This is a genomic window from Citrobacter sp. Cpo103, assembly GCF_030332605.1.
Taxonomy (GTDB): Bacteria; Pseudomonadota; Gammaproteobacteria; order Enterobacterales; family Enterobacteriaceae; genus Citrobacter; species Citrobacter portucalensis.
Window position 1 is genome coordinate 359,607 of sequence record NZ_JAOWHO010000029.1, and the last position, 14,344, is coordinate 373,950.

The 14,344-nt window shown below is 53.4% G+C and carries 15 protein-coding genes and 1 tRNA gene; 10 read left to right on the forward strand and 6 right to left on the reverse strand.

Translation table 11 applies throughout. The features are described 5' to 3' along the window. Window positions 1–69: 69 nt before the first annotated feature. The 6 genes from OGX89_RS10415 to OGX89_RS10440 are packed head-to-tail and all read left to right on the forward strand — an operon-like array spanning window position 70 to window position 5,044. Window positions 70–807 carry a heme ABC transporter permease gene (locus OGX89_RS10415; protein WP_003027538.1) on the forward strand — a complete coding sequence of 246 codons (738 nt, stop codon included), beginning with the start codon at window positions 70–72 and terminating at the stop codon, window positions 805–807. Beyond that, the gene (gene ccmD / locus OGX89_RS10420; RefSeq protein ID WP_003834621.1) at window positions 804–1,016 is read left to right on the forward strand and encodes a heme exporter protein CcmD; all 213 of its coding nucleotides are present in this window, start codon (window positions 804–806) and stop codon (window positions 1,014–1,016) included. Before OGX89_RS10415 ends, ccmD begins: the two co-directional genes overlap by 4 nt. Further along, the gene (gene ccmE, locus OGX89_RS10425) at window positions 1,013–1,492 is read left to right on the forward strand and encodes a cytochrome c maturation protein CcmE (protein ID WP_003834619.1); all 480 of its coding nucleotides are present in this window, start codon (window positions 1,013–1,015) and stop codon (window positions 1,490–1,492) included. The genes ccmD and ccmE overlap by 4 nt, the downstream gene beginning before the upstream one ends. Then, window positions 1,489–3,444 (forward strand): heme lyase CcmF/NrfE family subunit, encoded by a 1,956-nt coding sequence (locus OGX89_RS10430; RefSeq protein WP_008785295.1) that lies wholly within the window; start codon window positions 1,489–1,491, stop codon window positions 3,442–3,444. Before ccmE ends, OGX89_RS10430 begins: the two co-directional genes overlap by 4 nt. Continuing rightward, window positions 3,441–3,998 (forward strand): thiol:disulfide interchange protein DsbE, encoded by a 558-nt coding sequence (gene dsbE, locus OGX89_RS10435; RefSeq protein WP_003834613.1) that lies wholly within the window; start codon window positions 3,441–3,443, stop codon window positions 3,996–3,998. The genes OGX89_RS10430 and dsbE overlap by 4 nt, the downstream gene beginning before the upstream one ends. After that, a complete protein-coding gene (locus OGX89_RS10440) occupies window positions 3,995–5,044 on the forward strand; it encodes a cytochrome c-type biogenesis protein CcmH (protein WP_125112613.1) in 1,050 nt (349 codons plus the stop codon). The genes dsbE and OGX89_RS10440 overlap by 4 nt, the downstream gene beginning before the upstream one ends. 96 nt (window positions 5,045–5,140) lie before the next feature. Here OGX89_RS10440 and narP read toward each other — a convergent pair whose 3' ends face one another. From narP to OGX89_RS10460, 4 genes are all read right to left on the reverse strand, one after another. Continuing rightward, entirely contained in the window at window positions 5,141–5,788 is a 648-nt protein-coding gene (gene narP / locus OGX89_RS10445) for a nitrate/nitrite response regulator protein NarP (RefSeq protein ID WP_003834605.1), read from the reverse strand. A 208-nt stretch (window positions 5,789–5,996) separates the two neighbouring features. Continuing rightward, window positions 5,997–6,073: transfer RNA gene (locus tag OGX89_RS10450), tRNA-Pro, on the reverse strand. A gap of 74 nt (window positions 6,074–6,147) precedes the next feature. Then, on the reverse strand, window positions 6,148–7,908 hold the full coding sequence (yejM, locus tag OGX89_RS10455) for an LPS biosynthesis-modulating metalloenzyme YejM (protein WP_003834595.1): 1,761 nt from the start codon (window positions 7,906–7,908) through the stop codon (window positions 6,148–6,150). A gap of 31 nt (window positions 7,909–7,939) precedes the next feature. Beyond that, the gene (locus OGX89_RS10460; protein WP_003027506.1) at window positions 7,940–8,167 is read right to left on the reverse strand and encodes a YejL family protein; all 228 of its coding nucleotides are present in this window, start codon (window positions 8,165–8,167) and stop codon (window positions 7,940–7,942) included. 134 nt (window positions 8,168–8,301) lie between these two features. Here OGX89_RS10460 and yejK point away from each other — a divergent pair, with 134 nt between their 5' ends. Continuing rightward, window positions 8,302–9,309, forward strand: coding sequence for a nucleoid-associated protein YejK (gene yejK, locus OGX89_RS10465; RefSeq protein ID WP_003027504.1), 1,008 nt, complete (start codon window positions 8,302–8,304; stop codon window positions 9,307–9,309). A 119-nt stretch (window positions 9,310–9,428) separates the two neighbouring features. On the opposite strand, the gene rplY is transcribed toward yejK, so the two are convergent. Next, window positions 9,429–9,713 carry a 50S ribosomal protein L25 gene (gene rplY / locus OGX89_RS10470; protein WP_003027502.1) on the reverse strand — a complete coding sequence of 95 codons (285 nt, stop codon included), beginning with the start codon at window positions 9,711–9,713 and terminating at the stop codon, window positions 9,429–9,431. Window positions 9,714–9,837: 124 nt separating this feature from the next. Beyond that, on the reverse strand, window positions 9,838–11,598 hold the full coding sequence (gene radD, locus OGX89_RS10475) for a DNA repair helicase RadD (protein ID WP_125112612.1): 1,761 nt from the start codon (window positions 11,596–11,598) through the stop codon (window positions 9,838–9,840). Between the two features lie 151 nt (window positions 11,599–11,749). Here radD and rsuA point away from each other — a divergent pair, with 151 nt between their 5' ends. From rsuA to OGX89_RS10490, 3 genes are all read left to right on the forward strand, one after another. Further along, window positions 11,750–12,457, forward strand: coding sequence for a 16S rRNA pseudouridine(516) synthase RsuA (rsuA, locus tag OGX89_RS10480; protein WP_003834586.1), 708 nt, complete (start codon window positions 11,750–11,752; stop codon window positions 12,455–12,457). 15 nt (window positions 12,458–12,472) lie between these two features. Then, window positions 12,473–13,663, forward strand: coding sequence for a Bcr/CflA family multidrug efflux MFS transporter (locus tag OGX89_RS10485; protein WP_003834584.1), 1,191 nt, complete (start codon window positions 12,473–12,475; stop codon window positions 13,661–13,663). A 333-nt stretch (window positions 13,664–13,996) separates the two neighbouring features. Further along, window positions 13,997–14,341, forward strand: a complete 345-nt coding sequence (locus tag OGX89_RS10490) for a YejG family protein (protein WP_085951589.1) — start codon at window positions 13,997–13,999, stop codon at window positions 14,339–14,341. Window positions 14,342–14,344 lie beyond the last annotated feature (3 nt).

Below are 14,344 nucleotides of genomic sequence, written 5' to 3' on the forward strand. Positions count from 1 at the left end.
TAGATGTGTAGGCCGGGCAAGGCGCTCTGGCACAACGGATTTTAATTTATGGAGTCTGGTGACTGAACTATGTGGAAAACACTTCATCAATTGGCGATGCCCCCTCGGCTCTATCAGATCTGTGGCTGGTTTATCCCGTGGCTGGCGATTGCCAGCGCGGTGGTACTGATAACGGGATGGGTCTGGGGCTTTGGTTTTGCGCCTGCGGATTATCAGCAGGGGCAGAGCTATCGCATTATTTATCTGCACGTTCCGGCGGCAATCTGGTCGATGGGCATTTATGCCTCGATGGCTGTTGCCGCGTTTATCGGCCTGGTCTGGCAGATGAAAATGGCCAATCTGGCGCTGGCTGCGATGGCGCCGATTGGTGCAGTGTTTACCTTTATTGCGCTGGTGACCGGCTCCGCATGGGGCAAACCGATGTGGGGAACCTGGTGGGTCTGGGATGCCCGACTCACCTCTGAACTGGTGCTGCTGTTTCTCTACGTGGGCGCCATTGCGCTGTGGCATGCCTTTGACGACCGCCGTCTGGCAGGTCGTGCCGCCGGTATTCTGGTGCTGATTGGCGTGGTCAACTTACCGATTATCCACTACTCGGTTGAGTGGTGGAATACGCTGCATCAGGGGTCTACCCGCATGCAGCAAAGCATCGATCCGGCGATGCGTACGCCGCTGCGTCTGGCGATCGTCGGCTACCTGTTACTGTTTGTCACGCTGGCGCTGATGCGCATGCGTAACCTGATTTTGATGATGGAAAAACGCCGCCCGTGGGTGAGCGAACTGATCTTAAAAAGAGGCCGCCAATGACCCCTGCATTTGCATCATGGAGTGATTTTTTCGCGATGGGCGGCTACGCCTTGTATGTCTGGCTTGCCGTAGCGATGAGCATTATCCCGCTGGTGGTGCTGGTACTGCATTCCGCGTTACAACATCGCGCAATTTTACGCGGTGTGGCGCAGCAGCGGGCGAGAGAAGCGCGTATGCGTGCGGCGCAAGTGCAACGGGAGGCGGCGTGAATATTCGACGTAAAAATCGGTTATGGATAGCCTGTGCGGTACTGGCGGGTCTGGCGTTGACCATTACGCTGGTGCTTTATGCGCTGCGTTCTAATATTGACCTGTTCTATACGCCGGGAGAGATACTCTACGGTAAGCGCGAAACGCAGCAGATGCCCGAAGTCGGTCAGCGCCTGCGCGTGGGCGGAATGGTGATGCCCGGTAGCGTAAAGCGTGATCCGCAGTCGTTGAAGGTGAATTTCAGTATCTATGACGCCGAAGGTGTGGTTGATGTCACCTACGAAGGCATTCTGCCGGATCTGTTCCGCGAAGGGCAGGGTGTTGTTGTTCAGGGCGAACTGGACGAGGGAAATCATGTGCAGGCCAAAGAGGTTCTTGCCAAACATGATGAGAATTACACCCCGCCGGAAGTCGAAAAAGCGATGCAGGAAAACCATCGTCGCCCGGAAAGTGTTTATAAGGATAAAACGTCATGATGCCTGAAATTGGCAATGCGCTGTTATGCCTTGCGCTAGGCGTGGCGTTACTACTGTCGGTCTATCCGCTGTGGGGCGTAGCGCGCGGCGACGTGCGAATGATGGCCTCCGCGCGGCCTTTTGCCTGGGTTCTGTTTATCTGCGTGATGGGGGCGTTCCTGATTCTGGTCAACGCCTTCGTGGTTAATGACTTTACCGTCACCTATGTAGCCAGTAACTCCAATACCCAGCTTCCGGTCTGGTATCGGGTGGCAGCAACCTGGGGGGCTCATGAAGGCTCGCTGTTGCTTTGGGTGCTGCTGATGAGCGGCTGGACGTTCGCCGTTGCGGCATTCAGCCAGCGTATGCCGCTGGACATCGTTGCCCGCGTGCTGGCGGTGATGGGGATGGTAAGCGTTGGCTTTCTGCTGTTTATTCTTTTTACCTCCAACCCGTTTGCCCGTACGTTGCCCAACTTCCCTATTGAAGGGCGCGACCTGAACCCGCTGTTGCAGGATCCGGGGCTGATTTTCCATCCGCCGTTGCTGTACATGGGGTATGTCGGTTTCTCGGTAGCCTTCGCGTTTGCGATTGCCGCGCTGATGAGCGGACGACTGGACAGTACTTTCGCCCGTTTTTCGCGTCCGTGGACGCTGGCGGCGTGGGTGTTCCTGACGCTGGGTATTGTGCTCGGTTCGGCATGGGCCTATTACGAGCTGGGCTGGGGCGGTTGGTGGTTCTGGGATCCGGTTGAGAACGCCTCGTTTATGCCATGGCTGGTGGGAACGGCGCTGATGCACTCGCTGTCGGTAACCGAACAGCGTGCCAGCTTTAAAGCCTGGACGCTGCTGCTTTCAATCTGCGCATTCTCGCTTTGCCTGTTAGGTACTTTCCTGGTGCGCTCCGGCGTGTTGGTATCGGTGCATGCTTTCGCCTCCGATCCGTCGCGCGGGATGTTTATTCTGGCCTTTATGGTATTGGTGATTGGCGGCTCCCTGCTGCTGTTTGCGGTGCGCGGTCACAAGGTCCGTTCACGGGTAAACAACGCGCTGTGGTCGCGTGAATCTCTGCTGTTGGGCAACAACGTTCTGCTGATTGCCGCCATGCTGGTGGTGCTCTTGGGCACGCTGCTGCCGCTGGTGCACAAACAACTGGGTCTGGGCAGTATTTCGATTGGCGAACCGTTCTTCAACACCATGTTTACCTGGCTGATGGCGCCGTTCGCGCTGTTGCTGGGAATTGGGCCATTAGTGCGCTGGGGCCGTGACCGACCACGTAAACTGAAAACGTTACTGATTATCGCGTTTGTCACCACGCTTGTTCTGTCGCTGCTGCTGCCGTGGTTGTTTGAGGATCGCATTGCCGCTATGACGGTGGTAGGGCTGGCGATGGCATGCTGGATATTCGTGCTGGCGATGTCCGAAGCATTCCTGCGTGTTTCCCGCGGAACGAAGTTAACACCAAGCTATTGGGGTATGGTGTCGGGCCACGTTGGGCTGGCGATTACTATTGTCGGTATTGCCTTCAGCCAGAACTACAGCGTTGAACGCGATGTCCGCATGAAAGCGGGTGATAGCGTCAGTATCCATAACTATCAGTTCACGTTCCGCGAAGTGAAAGATATTACCGGACCTAACTACCGGGGCGGTGTCGCCATTATTGGTGTTACCAGAGATGGTAAACCGGAAGCCACGCTGCATGCGGAAAAACGCTTCTATAACAGCACCAGTTCGATGATGACCGAAGCGGCAATTGACGGCGGGTTCACGCGCGATCTGTATGCCGCGCTGGGTGAAGAACTGGATAACGGCGCATGGGCTGTGCGTCTGTACTACAAACCGTTTATTCGCTGGATTTGGGCCGGAGGATTGCTGATGGCGCTGGGCGGATTGTTCTGCCTGTTTGATCCACGCTATCGTCAGCGCGCGCGTCCTCGCGCCGCGGTGCAAAAAAATGCGTCGGAGGCTGTATGAAGCGCAACGCACTGTTAATTCCGTTTATTATTTTTCTGATCATTGCGGCAGCGCTGCTGTGGCAGCTGGCGCGTAACGCTCAGGGGGACGATCCCACGAATCTGGAATCGGCGTTGATCGGCAAACCAGTTCCGACATTCCGCCTGGAGTCGCTGGAGAATCCAGGTCAGCATTATCAGGCCGATGTGCTGACCCAGGGCAAACCGGTATTGCTGAACGTCTGGGCGACCTGGTGTCCGACCTGTCGCGCCGAACATCAGTATCTGAACCAGCTGTCTGCACAAGGCGTGCGGGTGGTGGGTCTGAACTATAAAGACGATCGTCAGAAAGCCATTGTCTGGCTGAAAGAGCTGGGCAATCCTTACTCATTAAGCCTGTTTGACGGTGACGGTATGCTCGGTCTGGATCTTGGCGTGTACGGCGCGCCGGAGACGTTCCTGATCGACGGTAAAGGTATTATTCGCTATCGCCATGCCGGTGATTTAAATGCCAGAGTGTGGGAGAGCGAGATCAAACCGTTGTGGGATAAGTACAGTAAGGAGGCTGCGCAATGAGATTTTTACTGGGCCTGCTGATGCTGGTTATCTCGGGATCTGCGCTGGCGACCATCGATGTGATGCAGTTTAAGGATGAAGCGCAGGAGCAGCAATTCCGTCAGCTTACCGAGCAGCTGCGCTGTCCTAAATGTCAGAACAACAGTATCGCCGATTCTAACTCGATGATTGCCACCGACCTGCGCCAGAAAGTGTACGAACTGATGCAGGAAGGGAAAAGCCAGAAAGAAATTGTTGATTATATGGTGGCGCGCTACGGCAACTTCGTCACCTACGATCCGCCGTTGACGCCGCTTACAGTGCTTTTGTGGGTGATGCCGGTAGTAGCGATTGGTTTGGGCGGCTGGATTATTTTTGCCCGTACTCGCCGACGCGTCCGGGTGAAGCTGGAAGAGTTTCCTGATGACGTTATCCCGGATGGCAAGCGCGGTGGATTTGGGTTGTTTGTGCCCGGCATCGTGGTGGCGCTGATCGTTGGCGCGGTGAGCTATTATGAAACCGGCAGCTATAAGCAGGTTCAGGTCTGGCATCAGGCCACTGCTCAGGCTCCGGCGCTGCTTGAACGTGCGTTGGATCCGAAAGCTGACCCGCTCAATGAAGAGGATATGACACGTCTGGCGCTGGGGCTGCGCACGCGTTTACAAGCCGATCCTACAAACGTTGAAGGTTGGATCATGCTTGGCCGTATTGGCATGGTACTCGGTAATGCCAGTACGGCCACTGAAGCCTATGCCAATGCATATCGACTGGATCCTAAAAACAGCGATGCGGCGCTGGGTTATGCGGAAGCACTGACCCGTTCATCCGATCCTGACGATAATCGCAGGGGCGGGGAGCTGTTACGCCAGCTGGTGCGCGGCGAGCATGCCAACGTGCGGGTTCTCAGCATGTACGCGTTTAACGCTTTTGAACAGCAGCGCTTTGGTGAGGCGGTTGCGGCGTGGGAGATGATGCTGAAATTATTACCGGCCAATGATACCCGTCGGGCGGTGATAGAACGCAGCATTAAGCAGGCGATGGAGCAGCTAACGCCGCAGGAGAAGTAAGAGTCCAGATTACCCGAAGGCGTGCTGCTTTCGGGCCTGTGCGAGCTTTGTAGGCCGGATATGACGCTGCTGCGTCGTCATCCGGCATCTCATTGATTACTGCATGCCGCGCGTTTGCAAAAACAGGATGGTGGCAGCAACGCGAGAACGCACATTGAGTTTGCGCAGCAGGTTGCGAATATGCACCTTCACCGTCTGTTCAGAAATATTCAGCACTGATGCAATCTGTTTGTTCGACAGCCCCTGAGCAAGTTCATGCAATACATCCAGCTCGCGTTCGGTGAGAATGCTGAACGGATCTTCTTGTGCGCCAAACAGGTCACGTTCGCGCAGATATTCGCTAACGCGAGCGCTAAACGCTTTACCCCCCTTGGCGCCGTTACGAATGGCTTCCAGCAAGACTTCAGGATCGCTATCTTTCAGTAAATAACCATCCGCGCCGGCATCAATTAAGGCGTACACATCGCTGGCGGCATCCGATACGGTAAGAATAATAATTTGCGCGGTGACGCCGTCCCGACGCAGCGCATTCAGGGTGTCCAGCCCGCTCATACCTTTCATATTGAGATCCAGCAGGATCACATCAAGGTCCAGACGGTTTGCCAGATCGATAGCACTTGCGCCGTCGCCAGCTTCAGCGACTACGTCAAATGCGGGATCCAGTTGCAATAATTGACTAATTCCCCGCCGCATGAGCGGGTGGTCGTCGACAATCAGCACCCGAAAAGGCGTTACTTCAGGCATACTATTCTCCTGAGCTTTTATTAGTATCATTATTGTTTTCAGCGCATCAATCGTCCAGATTCATCGCGCTGATGAGAAGATAAATTTTACCCCAATTTATGCATGGGTAAGTAGTAAAACCTGTGCTGAAGGCTGATGTAAAACTCAGGAATGCGGAATCGCAGGCATAAAAAAACCAACCACAAGGGTTGGTTTTTTCTGGGATTTTTGGTCGGCACGAGAGGATTTGAACCTCCGACCCCCGACACCCCATGACGGTGCGCTACCAGGCTGCGCTACGTGCCGACGCTATGGCTGCTAATACTACTGCTTTCCGCTACGAATGCAAGAGGATGCCTCACTAACTGATTTATAATTAATCAGTTAGCAATAAATCGTTTCTCATCCGTCAGAACCTGTAGCAGCAGGCTGAGCTGCGGTTTCTGATCTTTAATTTTCTCGCCACGTAAATCATAGGTCTGGTAATTACCGTTGTTGTTCAGTACCAGCGTCATCTCTGGTGTGGTCACTGCCATCGTGCTGCCGTCAGCGGCGGTCACCCAGTAATGGCGGCGTGTAGCATTGAACAAATCCTGCCCCTGCGAGTATTCGTTAGCCGGCGTGCTGACATGCAGCAGGCGCTGCATCAGCGTCGTCATCAGGTCTGTATGATCGGTCAGGCTATTGATGCGCTGGGCAGGTGTTCCCGGCCAGTGAATAACCAGAGGAACCTGCAGATGACCGCGCGACCAGGCAAAGTTGTTCTCTTCCTGCGTCAGCGGCACGCCTCTACCAGCGGTAATAATCACCACCGTGTTGTCCAGTTTACCCGAGTCGCGCAGGGCGCTAAGAACACGGTTAATATTGGCATCCACATCCTGAGCGGCGCTGGCGTAGCGTTTGGCAAAGTTCTTCTGGTTACTGTCATCAAGGTTTGTCCCGTTAAAGGAGACCCAGGAGAACCAGCGATTATCTTCCTGCGCGTAGCGTCCCAGCCAGTTAATCCATTGGCTTGCGGTTTGTTCGTCTGATTGCGTTTGCACGCTCGGCATGGAGAAATCTGACAGCAGCGCCTGACGATAAAGCGGGCTGGTAAAGCCATCCGAGGAGAATAGCCCTAACTGATAACCCTGCTGGTTCAGTGCAGAGATCAGCGCCGCAGGCGTTCGGGTCGATAAAATGCCGTCCATGTAGCTTGGCGAAACGCCGTAGAACAGGCCAAAGATTCCGTTATCCGTGGTGTTGCCTGAGCTCATGTGACGCGTAAAGGAGATATTCTGCCCGGCGAACTCAGCCAGCGCAGGCATCTGCTTTTCAAAGCGTGAGTAGTTCAGGCCGTCTACGGTGATCAGCAGAACGTTCTGGCCGGTGCCCATATCGCGATAGTGCAGTTCGCTGAGCGGGTACTGCACGGAAACCGCTTCCGGATTGCCCTGTTCGATCAGGCGACGCTGATACTCTTGCGCATCCAGCAGGCCATGTTTTTCCAGAAACTTACGCGCCGTCATCGGGTAAGAGAGTGGCAGGTTTGCGCGCTGCATGGTAATCGGGCGATAGAAATTGGCATCAGCCCAGATATACACCACATGCGAGGCGATAAAAGAAACGAAAAAGAATGCCGCTAACGGTTTGGCGAAATGGCGACGACGCGTCAGGCTGCGCAGCTTTTGCCAGCTCCAGGTCGCAAACAACATTTCTATTAACAGGATAACCGGCACGCTGATAAACAACAGTTGCCAGTCACGCGCCGCTTCGTTCTGATCAGGGTTAATGACCAGTTCCCAGACGATCGGGTTGAGGTGCAGGTGGAAGCGGGTGAAAACCTCGCTGTCGATTAACAACAGCGTCATGCCAGCCGTCGCCAGAATAGCCGATAAGAATCGCATCAGCCTCTGGGACATGACGATAAACGTCAGGGGAAACAGGATCAGCAGATAGGTGGCAAACACCAGAAAGCTAAAATGCCCGACAACGCTCAGGTAGGAATATACACGACCTGCAAGGGTTGTCGGCCAGTCGGCGACAAACAGGTAACGGCTACCGAGAACCATGGCCAACAGAATGTTGAACAAGGCAAACCAGTGCCCCCAGCTAACCATCTGGGAGACTTTCTCACGGTAGCGCTGACGATGAGTTACCATAAACTGTTGTTCGTTTCCCCGGAGCAGGCTCTTAATGCGCTTGGTCGTCGTTTACCGAAGACTGCAATGCGCGGGCAAAAGAGTTGGCAATCGCCTGGCGCTGGGCCGGTGCGATGCTTGTATTGATAAGGTTAGTCACCATATTTCCCAGTACCATCAGGGAAAGGTCGGTCGGCGCCTTATGTTTTTCCAGTACGTTGAGCATCTCATTCAGCAGTTGTTCAACGTGTTCGTCACTATAGCGGGAAATTTGTGGCATAAATCGAAATCAGTCTGTTCATGAAAGGGCAACATATTACCGTACAGACAGTTTTTTTTCTGCTTTTTTATCTTCTATTGCGTCACTGCCCGGCAGGTGGTTGAATACCGCCCGGTCTAAAAGGAGAGTTTATCATGAGTCTGGATATCAACCAGATTGCCCTGCACCAGCTTATCAAACGTGACGAGCAGAACCTTGAGCTGGTCTTGCGCGATTCATTACTGGAACCGACAGCGACGGTTGTCGATATGATGGCTGAGTTGCATCGGGTGTATAGCGCCAAGAATAAAGCCTATGGCCTGTTTAGCGAAGAGAGTGAACTGGCGCAAACGCTGCGTTTACAGCGTCAGGGTGAAGAGGATTTTCTGGCATTTAGTCGTGCCGCGACCGGACGCTTGCGGGACGAACTGGCGAAATATCCTTTTGCCGACGGTGGTATTGTTCTGTTCTGCCATTATCGCTATCTGGCGGTAGAGTATCTGCTGGTCGCCGTGCTGAACAATTTAAGCAGCATGCGCGTCAATGAAAATCTGGATATCAATCCGACGCACTATCTGGATATCAATCATGCGGACATCGTGGCGCGCATTGATTTAACCGAGTGGGAAACCAACCCGGAGTCCACGCGCTATCTGACGTTCCTGAAAGGGCGGGTAGGGCGCAAAGTCGCCGATTTCTTTATGGACTTCCTCGGTGCCAGCGAAGGTCTGAATGCCAAAGCGCAAAACCGTGGCCTGCTGCAGGCGGTCGATGACTTTACTGCCGAGGCGCAACTCGATAAAGCCGAACGCCAGAACGTGCGTCAGCAGGTGTATAGCTACTGTAACGAGCAGCTGCAGGCTGGTGAAGAGATCGAACTGGAGTCGCTGTCTAAAGAGCTTTCCGGCGTCAGTGAAGTTAGCTTCAGCGAATTTACCGCTGATAAAGGTTACGAGCTGGAAGAGAGCTTCCCTGCGGATCGCAGTACGCTGCGTCAGTTAACCAAATTTGCCGGCAGCGGCGGTGGGTTAACCATTAACTTCGACGCTATGTTATTGGGTGAGCGTATTTTCTGGGATCCGGCTACAGATACGTTGACCATCAAAGGTACGCCGCCGAACCTGCGCGACCAGCTGCAGCGCCGCACGTCGGGCGGGAAATAAAACCGTTTGCTGGATGGAGCGGAAACGCCTTATCCGGCAAGCGTGCTTCATCTTTACCGCCAACAAAATCCCATAAAAAAACCCCGCCAAGGCGGGGTTTTTCTTCAACTTGTTGGCGATTACGCGCGAACGAAGTCGATGTGAGACAGCTTCGGCTTGAACGGGTGACGCTGTACAGCCTGAGCTTTAACTTTAACTTCTTTACCGTCAACAACGATGGTCAGAACTTCGCTGTAGAATTCAGCTTTAGCTTGCATGTTCATAACTGCATCGTGATCCAGTTCGATAGCAATCGGGGCTTCTGCGCCACCGTAGATGATTGCCGGGAACTTGTTAGCGGCACGCAGGCGGCGGCTCGCACCCTTACCCTGCTCTTTACGTACTTCAGCGTTGATAGTAAACATTTAAATCTCTCTTTAATAATTCCTGCTACAGGCGACCCAGCAACAGGTAAGTGATCTGCTTTGCGTATGCAAAAGCGGGCGAGATTCTATACTCAAACGGCTGGTACATCAATCAAAAGTACGATTAACCGCGTAATTCATGTGCCCGACGAAAGCGTCCTTCATAATCGAAGGCCTTTTCACGGACCTGCCAGTACTGACCTTTCATACGCGCCACCACGAAATCAGGATGCCGTAACAACGCCTGCTGATTGAGGATATCGGCGGCGGTTATCCAGCGTAAGGGTATACCGGGTGTTCGGGTGTGCGGGCGAATAAACAGTTGTTCGAAGGCCGTACGCTGCGCGGGAGTGTGCAGGCGAAAGCGTTCGCTGACGTCAGCGCCATCTTCATCGTAATAGGTGATTTTCAGCCATTCGCCTTTATCATCCTGCCCGTTTTGTAACACCATACCGCTACAGCGCAGGACCAGCGCATCTTTGAGCCTGAGCGCGGCTTTCAGCATGTCATCCGGGTCAACCAGCACCGCGTCGCACTCCCGACAACGGCGGGCGGCGATGTCATTTTCCGCGTTGCACTGTGGGCAGTTTTTAAAACGGAAACGAAAATCGCACTGTTCGCGATGGCCGTCATCATCTTCAAACCATCCCTGGCAGCGGCGGCCAAAATGTTCAATCAGCGTGCCGTCTGCCGTGGTTTTGCCCCAGAAGGTGTTTGCAAATCCGCAGGCAGGACAGAACACCTGTACCGGAACGTTGTCGCTTTTTCCTTTCGGAGCACCCACTTCCGGTGCGTACAAATCGTGCGGGTTGCCGGCATAATCGAGGATCAGGCAGTCGGTTTTACCCGGTGCAAGGCGCAACCCACGACCGACAATTTGTTGGTAAAGGCTAACTGACTCTGTTGGGCGCAGAATAGCGATAAGGTCGACGTGCGGGGCATCGAAGCCGGTGGTCAGGACCGACACATTCACCAGATAGCGAAAGCGCTGGGCTTTGAACTCTTCAATCAGCACGTCGCGCTCAGCGCCTGGCGTATCTCCAGTGATTAGCGCGGCGTCGTCAGCGGGCAGCAGGCCCAGAATTTCTTTGGCGTGCTCAACGGTGGCGGCGAAAATCATCACCCCTTTGCGGGTTTGGGCAAACTCGATAATCTGGCTGATGATATGCGGCGTTATTCGCTGCTGCTTTTTCAGCTCCTGATTCAGATCCGCTTCGCTAAACAGGCCGTTACTCTGTGCCTGCAGGCGGCTAAAGTCATACTGCACGACCGGCATGTCGAGGCGTTCTGGCGGCGTCAGGTAGCCGTGTTTAATCATGTAGCGCAGCGGTAATTCATAAATGCAGTCGCGAAACAGCGCTTTTTCATCGCCGCGCACCATTCCATGATAATGAAAATGATATATCCAGCCCTTACCCAAACGAAAAGGTGTGGCGGTAAGCCCGAGCAGACGTAAGTGGGGATTTACTTTAGTCAGATGAGTGAGGATTTGCTGATACTGACTCTCTTCATCATCGCCAATACGATGACATTCATCGACGATCAGCAGGGAGAATTCACCCTGAAAGGCGTCCAGATTACGCGCTACCGACTGTACGCTGCCAAAGACTACTTTCCCGTGGCTCTCTTTACGCTTCAGGCCTGCGGCAAAAATATCGGCTTCCAGCCCCAGCGCACAATATTTGGCATGGTTTTGTGCGACCAGTTCTTTGACGTGCGCCAGTACCAGTACGCGACCACGTGCCACGCGGGCCAGTTCTGCAATCACCAGACTTTTGCCCGCGCCGGTTGGCAGGACGATAACCGCTGGCGTGCGGTGGTGGCGAAAATGGTTGAGCGTGGCGTCCACGGCTTCTTTTTGGTACGGGCGAAGAGTAAAAATCATGAGCTCATTAAGGTAAACAGCAACAATGTATAGTATGCCATGAATCATTTCCCTTGAGGGATGGTGTAACACCGCTATACTGGGCGGATAACAGTCCCACTTTTCGGGCGTAAACCCGCTTCTCGTATTTTTACAGGCAAAAATCACACTCATGCGACTTGATAAATTTATCGCTCAGCAACTCGGCGTCAGCCGCGCTATTGCCGGGCGTGAGATCCGTGCTAACCGCGTTACCGTTGACGGTGAAATCGTTAAAAACAGTGCCTTTAAGCTGCTACCAGAACACGACGTCGAATATGACGGTAATTCCCTGGTTCAACAAAATGGCCCGCGCTATTTTATGCTGAATAAGCCTCAGGGTTATGTTTGCTCAACGGATGACCCGGATCATCCGACGGTGCTCTATTTCCTTGATGAACCGGTTGCCTACAAACTGCATGCGGCAGGGCGTCTGGATATCGACACCACCGGACTGGTACTGATGACCGATGACGGACAGTGGTCGCATCGTATCACCTCTCCTCGTCACCATTGTGAGAAAACCTATCTGGTGACGCTGGAGTCGCCAGTGGCAGACGATACCGCCGAGCAGTTTGCCCGTGGCGTACAGTTGCATAATGAAAAAGACCTGACCAAACCGGCTGTTCTGGAGGTCATTACGCCAACTCAGGTGCGATTGACCATCAGCGAAGGGCGCTATCATCAGGTAAAACGTATGTTTGCCGCGGTGGGTAACCACGTTGTGGAACTGCACCGTGAACGAATTGGTGACATCAGGCTTGATGACGATCTGGAGCCGGGTGAATACCGTCCATTGACCGAAGAAGAAATCGCCAGCGTTAACTTAACCCCGCGTTAATTTCAGGAGCTAAATGTGACCACCCGGCAGAACTCGTCAATTGCCATAGTCTTTATCCTTGGCTTGTTAGCCATGCTGATGCCGTTGTCGATTGATATGTATCTTCCGGCGCTACCTGTTATCTCAGAACAGTTTGGTGTGCCTGCGGGTAGCGCGCAGATGACCCTCAGTACCTATATTCTGGGGTTTGCAGTGGGGCAGTTGCTCTATGGCCCAATGGCTGACAGCATTGGGCGCAAGCCGGTGATTCTGGGCGGAACGCTGGTGTTTGCGGCGGCGGCAGTGGCCTGCGCCCTGGCGCAAACTATCGATCAACTGATCGTGATGCGTTTCTTCCACGGTCTGGCTGCCGCGGCGGCGAGCGTGGTTATCAACGCCCTGATGCGCGATATCTATCCGAAGGAAGAGTTCTCGCGCATGATGTCATTCGTCATGCTGGTGACCACAATTGCGCCCTTGTTGGCACCTATCGTGGGTGGTTGGGTGCTGGTATGGCTGAGCTGGCACTATATCTTTTGGATCCTCGCCATGGCGGCTGTTCTGGCGTCGGTGATGATCTTTACGCTAATCAAAGAGACCCTGCCTGTAGAGCGTCGCCAGCCGTTTCGCCTGCGTACCACTATTGGCAACTTTGCCTCGCTGTTTCGTCATAAACGAGTGCTGAGCTATATGCTGGCCAGCGGGTTCAGCTTTGCCGGGATGTTCTCGTTTCTGAGCGCCGGACCCTTTGTTTACATTGAGATCAACCACGTTTCACCGCAGCATTTCGGTTATTACTTCGCACTGAACATCGTATTCCTGTTCGTGATGACTATCATCAACAGTCGCTTTGTGCGTCGGGTTGGGGCATTGAATATGTTCCGTACCGGTCTGTGGATCCAGTTCGTGATGGCGGGATGGATGGTCTTTAGCGCACTGTTTGGGCTGGGGTTCTGGGCTCTGGTCGTTGGCGTTGCGGCGTTTGTTGGCTGTGTATCGATGGTGTCATCAAACGCCATGGCGGTTATTCTGGATGAATTTCCGCATATGGCGGGAACGGCGTCATCGCTGGCTGGGACATTCCGCTTTGGTATTGGCGCCATTGTCGGGGCCCTGTTGTCTCTGGCGACCTTTAACTCGGCCTGGCCAATGATATGGTCGATCGCATTTTGCGCTACCTGCTCAATTCTCTTCTATCTTTACGCCAGTCGCGCTCAAAAACGGTGATCTATTACACAACCTGGGGGCCATAAGGTCTCCAGAGTTGATGTACATCAACCGCAAATCTATCATTTCCCCTGCTTATGTTTATTTTATGTAAAATCAATTTATGTAAAAAGTCACATCATTGTAGTTAAAAAGGTTGAGTTAGATCGCAGAAACGAGTACATATAGCCCGGAAATATGCCAGAACCGTTGAATAAATTTAATTACTGGGTTCTGTAAGCAGCATAAGTACTGGATGTAAACGTTTACCAACTGTCTAAAGACGTATTGTCAATGATGTGTTAATATTGATGTAAAATAATTGTGAAGTGATTGTGCTTCCAGGGAAAGAAAGTGATGACATTACAACTCTCAATCGTTCATCGTCTGCCGCAGAGCTATCGTTGGTCGGTGGGTTTCGCAGGTTCGAAAGTTGAACCGATTCCGCAAAACGGTCAGAGTAATGAGAACAGCCTGGTGGCACTCAAATTGCTCAGCCCTGATGGTGACAGCGCGTGGTCAGTCATGCATAAGCTCAGCCAGGCCCTCAGTGATATCGAGGTTCCTTGTTCCGTACTGGAATGTGAAGGGGAGCCGTGCCTGTTTGTGAATCGCCAGGACGAATTTGCCGCGACCTGCAGACTGAAAAACTTCGGCGTGGCTATCGCAGAACCGTTTTCAAACAACAATCCTTTTTGAGCG

What these genes read in the sequence shown, in the direction of transcription:
- OGX89_RS10415 (WP_003027538.1), top strand. Translation starts at nt 70, where the DNA reads ATGTGGAAAACACTTCATCAATTGGCGATGCCCCCTCGGCTCTATCAG.
- ccmD (WP_003834621.1), top strand. Translation starts at nt 804, where the DNA reads ATGACCCCTGCATTTGCATCATGGAGTGATTTTTTCGCGATGGGCGGC.
- OGX89_RS10430 (WP_008785295.1), top strand. Translation starts at nt 1,489, where the DNA reads ATGATGCCTGAAATTGGCAATGCGCTGTTATGCCTTGCGCTAGGCGTG.
- dsbE (WP_003834613.1), top strand. Translation starts at nt 3,441, where the DNA reads ATGAAGCGCAACGCACTGTTAATTCCGTTTATTATTTTTCTGATCATT.
- OGX89_RS10440 (WP_125112613.1), top strand. Translation starts at nt 3,995, where the DNA reads ATGAGATTTTTACTGGGCCTGCTGATGCTGGTTATCTCGGGATCTGCG.
- narP (WP_003834605.1), bottom strand. Translation starts at nt 5,788, where the DNA reads ATGCCTGAAGTAACGCCTTTTCGGGTGCTGATTGTCGACGACCACCCG.
- yejM (WP_003834595.1), bottom strand. Translation starts at nt 7,908, where the DNA reads ATGGTAACTCATCGTCAGCGCTACCGTGAGAAAGTCTCCCAGATGGTT.
- OGX89_RS10460 (WP_003027506.1), bottom strand. Translation starts at nt 8,167, where the DNA reads ATGCCACAAATTTCCCGCTATAGTGACGAACACGTTGAACAACTGCTG.
- yejK (WP_003027504.1), top strand. Translation starts at nt 8,302, where the DNA reads ATGAGTCTGGATATCAACCAGATTGCCCTGCACCAGCTTATCAAACGT.
- rplY (WP_003027502.1), bottom strand. Translation starts at nt 9,713, where the DNA reads ATGTTTACTATCAACGCTGAAGTACGTAAAGAGCAGGGTAAGGGTGCG.
- radD (WP_125112612.1), bottom strand. Translation starts at nt 11,598, where the DNA reads ATGATTTTTACTCTTCGCCCGTACCAAAAAGAAGCCGTGGACGCCACG.
- rsuA (WP_003834586.1), top strand. Translation starts at nt 11,750, where the DNA reads ATGCGACTTGATAAATTTATCGCTCAGCAACTCGGCGTCAGCCGCGCT.